Source organism: Pseudomonas sp. CF161 (assembly GCF_000416215.1).
Taxonomy (GTDB): domain Bacteria; phylum Pseudomonadota; class Gammaproteobacteria; order Pseudomonadales; family Pseudomonadaceae; genus Aquipseudomonas.
Window position 1 is genome coordinate 1 of record NZ_ATLP01000055.1, and the last position, 4,314, is coordinate 4,314.

The window sequence follows — 4,314 nt, forward strand, 5'->3', positions numbered from 1 at the left end:
CGGCCAGCGCCGGCGGTGCCTGGGGCGAATGTTCGGGCAGCGACTGGGCCATGGCCCCCAGGGAGCAACCTAGCCGGTTCAGCGCTGCGCCTTCGCCGCCGCTGCCGGGCAGCAGGCCCAGGCCGACCCAGAGCATCCCGTGCTGGGCGGCAAACACCGCCAGTTGCAGCAGGCTGTTGAGGGTGTCGCCGCTGAGGCTGTCGGCATGGGTGAACCCGGCCGCCAGCTTGTCGCGCCAGGGCTGGGCCAGATAGAAGGCGGCGGTGGCGTCCATAAACCCGCGAAACGGCGCCGAGAGGCTGCCCATGCAGGTCGGCGCGCCGAAGATAATCGCGTCGGCGCGGTGCAGGTCGTCCCAGTGCGCCTGCACCTGCTCCACCGCGATCAGGCAGCCATGGCTCCCGGGCTGGCTCTCGACACCGGCCAACACCGCTTCGGCCAGGGCGCGGGTCCGGCCGTACGCGCTGTGATAGACAATCGCCACCCTGCTCATCCTGGCATCCTCGATGGCTGGCCCTGCCGGTTCCGGGCGCCCGGGCGACGCCGTGGCACGGGCCTTGATTCCGCCAATAGTTGGGCTTGGGCCCGCGCCAGCACGAGTTAAACGTTGTTAATTTTCTGGCCCCTGCGCCGCCAGCGGACGGCCGGCAATGCCCCGTAAATCCGCCGCGCAACCGCTCTGCGCCGCGCGCTGGAGGCAAATCGCCGGTGCGCAGTGGGCGCAGTCCTCGTTGCGCAGCGGGTAAAACCTGAGGAATATGCTCAGGTTCATCGCCAGTCAGCGCGCTGCCCGCCTGGGTCGGGTATGGCCGTGGGCTTCGCGAGCCGAAAAAGAGACCGCCCCATGAGTCAGTACAAGCCCCTTGCCAGCGACCAGGCCGTGCACTTCGGCCCCTATCGCATCCACCCGCAACAGCGCCTGGTGCTGGAATCCGGGCGCCCGCTGCGCCTGGGCAAACGGGCGGTCGAGATCCTGCTGATCCTGCTGGAACACGCGGGCAATGTGGTGAGCAAACAGGAACTGATCGCCCGTGTCTGGCCCAAAAGCGTGGTCGAGGACGGCAACCTGCGCGTGCACATGGCGGCCTTGCGCAAGGCCCTGGGCGATGGCCAGGCCGGCCAGCGCTACATCGTCACCGTGGCCCAGCGCGGCTACAGTTTTGTCGCCCCCCTGAGCATCGAGCCGGCGCCCTGCCACAGCGCCCCCCTGCCCCACGCCAGCCTCGGCCACAACCTGCCGCTGCGACGCACGCGGATGATCGGGCGCCAGGCCTTGATCGACAGCCTGGTGCAACAACTGCCGCAACAGCGCTTTATCACCCTGACCGGCGCCGGTGGCATCGGCAAGACCACCGTCGCCCTGCGCGTCGCCGAGTTGCTGATCGGCCATTACCGCGACGGCATCCGCCTGCTGGACCTGGCGCCGCTCAACGACCCGGCGCTGATCGTGCCCAACCTCGCGGCCCTGCTCGACCTCACCCCCCGTGACCAGGACCCGCTGGGAGGCATTGCCGAACAATTGCGCGAGCGGCAGATGCTGCTGGTGATCGACAACTGCGAGCACCTGCTCGATGCCATCGCCCTGATCAGCGAAACCCTGCTGCGCAGCGCCCCGCATTTGCACATCCTGACCACCAGCCGCGAAAGCCTGCGGGCCGAGGGCGAGTCTGTGCAGCGCCTGGAGTCCCTGGCCTGCCCGCCGGCGGCCGAACCCCTGGACCGCGCCCGCGCCCTGGGCTACCCGGCCCTGCAATTGCTGCTGGAACGGGCCCTGTCGAACCAGGAAACCTTCGAACTCAGCGACGCCGAGCTGCCCCTGGCCATCGAGGTCTGCCGTCGCCTGGACGGCATTCCCCTGGCCCTGGAACTGGCGGCGGCGCAAATCGCCCGCTTTGGCCTGCCCGGGCTCCTGACCCAGTTGCAGGGGCGCTTTCGCCTGCTGACCCGTGGCCGCGACAGCAGCCTGCCGCGCCAGCAGACCTTGCGCGCCACCCTGGACTGGAGCTTCGCCCTGCTCACCCCTTGCGAGCAGATCTGCCTGCGGCGCCTGGCGCTGTTTCGCGGCAGCTTTACCCTGGAGTCGGCGGCGGCGGTGATTGGCGGCGAACACATCGCCCCCGGCGAGGTGCTGGGTTCGGTGACGCAGCTGGTGGCCAAGTCGTTGCTGAACGTGGAAGCCGGCGACGACGAGGTGGCGTACCGCCTGCTGGACACCACCCGCAGTTACGCCCGGGAGAAACTCGCCGCGGCCGCCGAGCTGTTCGCCACCCGCGAACGCCACGCCGCACGCTGCCTGGCCCTGATGAAACAGGCCGAACATGACTGGGAACTGATCCCCAGCGCGCAGTGGATCAGCCGCTATTCAGCACACCGCGAAGACATCCGCGCCGCGCTCGACTGGGGCCTGGGGCCCCACGGGCCGCAGATCCTGGCCATTCGCCTGACCGCCAGTGCCATGCCGTTGTGGCAGGAGTTGTCGCTGCTCAAGGAACACGGGCTGTACGTGAGCAAGGCCCTGGCCCTGCTGGAGCAATTCGCCACGCCCTGCCCACGGCTGAACATCAACCTGCAGCTGGCCATGGGCAGTTTTTCGTACCACACCCGCGGCGCCACCGCGCACACCCTCCAGGCCTTTGTCAGTGCCCGAGAGCTGGCCGAGCACTGCGCCGACCTGCTCGGCCAGCTCAAGGCCGTCTCGGGGCTGATGGCGGTCAACCTGTGCTGCGGCAACTACCGCCAGGCCCAGGAACAGAGCCGGCACTTCGAGCGCCTGGGACCGCACCAGGAACCGGTGCTGGCCCTCAGCGCCCAACGCTTGCAAGTGCTGGCGCAGCATTTTGCCGGGGACCAGGTGCTGGCCCGGCACAACGCCGAACAGGTGATCCAGCGCATGGCCCAGAGTGGCCACCTCAATCGCTTTACCCACGGTTTTGGCGTGCAGTACGACCAGAGCGTGGCGTCCCTGACCATCCTCGCGCGGATCCTGTGGCTGCAAGGTTTTCCGGAACAGGCCTGGCGCACTGCCAGCCAGGCGCTGGAGCTGGCGTTGCAGATCAACCATGGCACCTCGATCTGCTACACCCTGGCCCTCTCCGGCTGCGTCATCGCCCATTACAACGGCGACGCGCCGACCGCCCGGGCCTTGCTCGAACTGCTGCTGCAACAGGCGCAGAAACACTCGGTGCGGCTGTTCCACACCTGGGGCCGGCACTATGCCCAGGTGCTGGAAGCAACCCCCGGTGCCGATCCCGAAACCGCCGAGGGCGACGGGCTGATCCGCGACATCATGCTGACCCTGCGCCCCGAGGTGGTGGACGACGCCCTGCTGGAGCGTGCCAACAGCGGCGCCGCTGGCTGGAGCGCGCCGGAGATTCTGCGGGTGCGGGCCGACAACCTGCTGAGCCAGGATTGCCCGCAACAGGCCCGCAGCGCCGAAGGGGTATTGCTCGAAGCGCTGGCCGTGGCCCGACGCCAGGGGGCCCTGGCCTGGGAGCTGCGCAGCGCCACCTCGCTGGCTCGGCTGTGGCAGCAGCAGGGCCGCTATCAGCAGGCGCGGGATGTGCTGGAGCCGATCTACGCGCGCTTCACCGAAGGTTTCGCCACCCCCGACCTGATGCAGGTGCGGTGCCTACTCGACGACCTGCAACGCCAGCTCGCGGCCTGACACCCAGCTCGGGTAGCCGATGTAATGGGCATAACGCTGCTGCAAATGCTGCAACTGCAGCGGGTCATCGAGTTTGTCCCGGGCGTAGGCGCGGGTGGTGTTGAGCAACCGATAGCGCAAGGCACCCGGCCGCGGTTCCAGGCTCAGCAGGGACTTGGCCGCCAGGCGGCTCAACAGCTGACTCAGGTCCGCGTGCTCCAGGGCGCTGCCGACCACGCTGCGCCTGACCGCCGTCGGGCTGAAGCCGCCGGGAAACAACGCCAGGTGCTGGAACAGCCACTGCTCGGGCAGGCTCAGGCGCTCATAACTCCAGTCCAGGGCGGCCTTCAGGGTCTGATGCCGCTCCACGGCCGTGCGCCGGCCCTTGCCCAACACCTGCAAACCGTTCTCCAGCTGTGCCTGTAAACCCTGGATGCCCAGCGCCGCGACCTGGGCCGCCGCCAGTTCCAGGGCCAGGGGCAGCCCGTCCAAGCGCCGGCAGATATCGCGCAGGGCCAGCAGGTCCTGCTCGCGCAGGCAAAAGCCCTGCTGCCCGGCGCGGGCTCGACTGACAAACAGCTGCAGCGCCGGGTAGGCCAGGGCCTGGTTCACGCTGCGCAGCGCCGACAACGGCGGCAGAGCCAGCACCGGCACCGCCTGTGCCCACTCGG

2 protein-coding genes and 1 pseudogene are annotated in these 4,314 nt (G+C 68.9%); 1 reads left to right on the plus strand and 2 read right to left on the minus strand.

Translation table 11 applies throughout. The features are described 5' to 3' along the window. Positions 1-493, minus strand: a 493-nt coding sequence (locus CF161_RS10285) for a flavodoxin family protein (RefSeq protein ID WP_020296514.1), incomplete at its 3' end; no start/stop codon positions are given. A 351-nt stretch (positions 494-844) separates the two neighbouring features. Here CF161_RS10285 and CF161_RS10290 point away from each other — a divergent pair. Next, positions 845-3,664, plus strand: a complete 2,820-nt coding sequence (locus CF161_RS10290; protein WP_020296515.1) for a winged helix-turn-helix domain-containing protein — start codon at positions 845-847, stop codon at positions 3,662-3,664. Here CF161_RS10290 and CF161_RS33125 read toward each other — a convergent pair. Then, positions 3,629-4,314, minus strand: a pseudogene (locus tag CF161_RS33125) (transcriptional regulator); the annotation flags it as partial. The gene CF161_RS10290 and the pseudogene CF161_RS33125 overlap by 36 nt on opposite strands.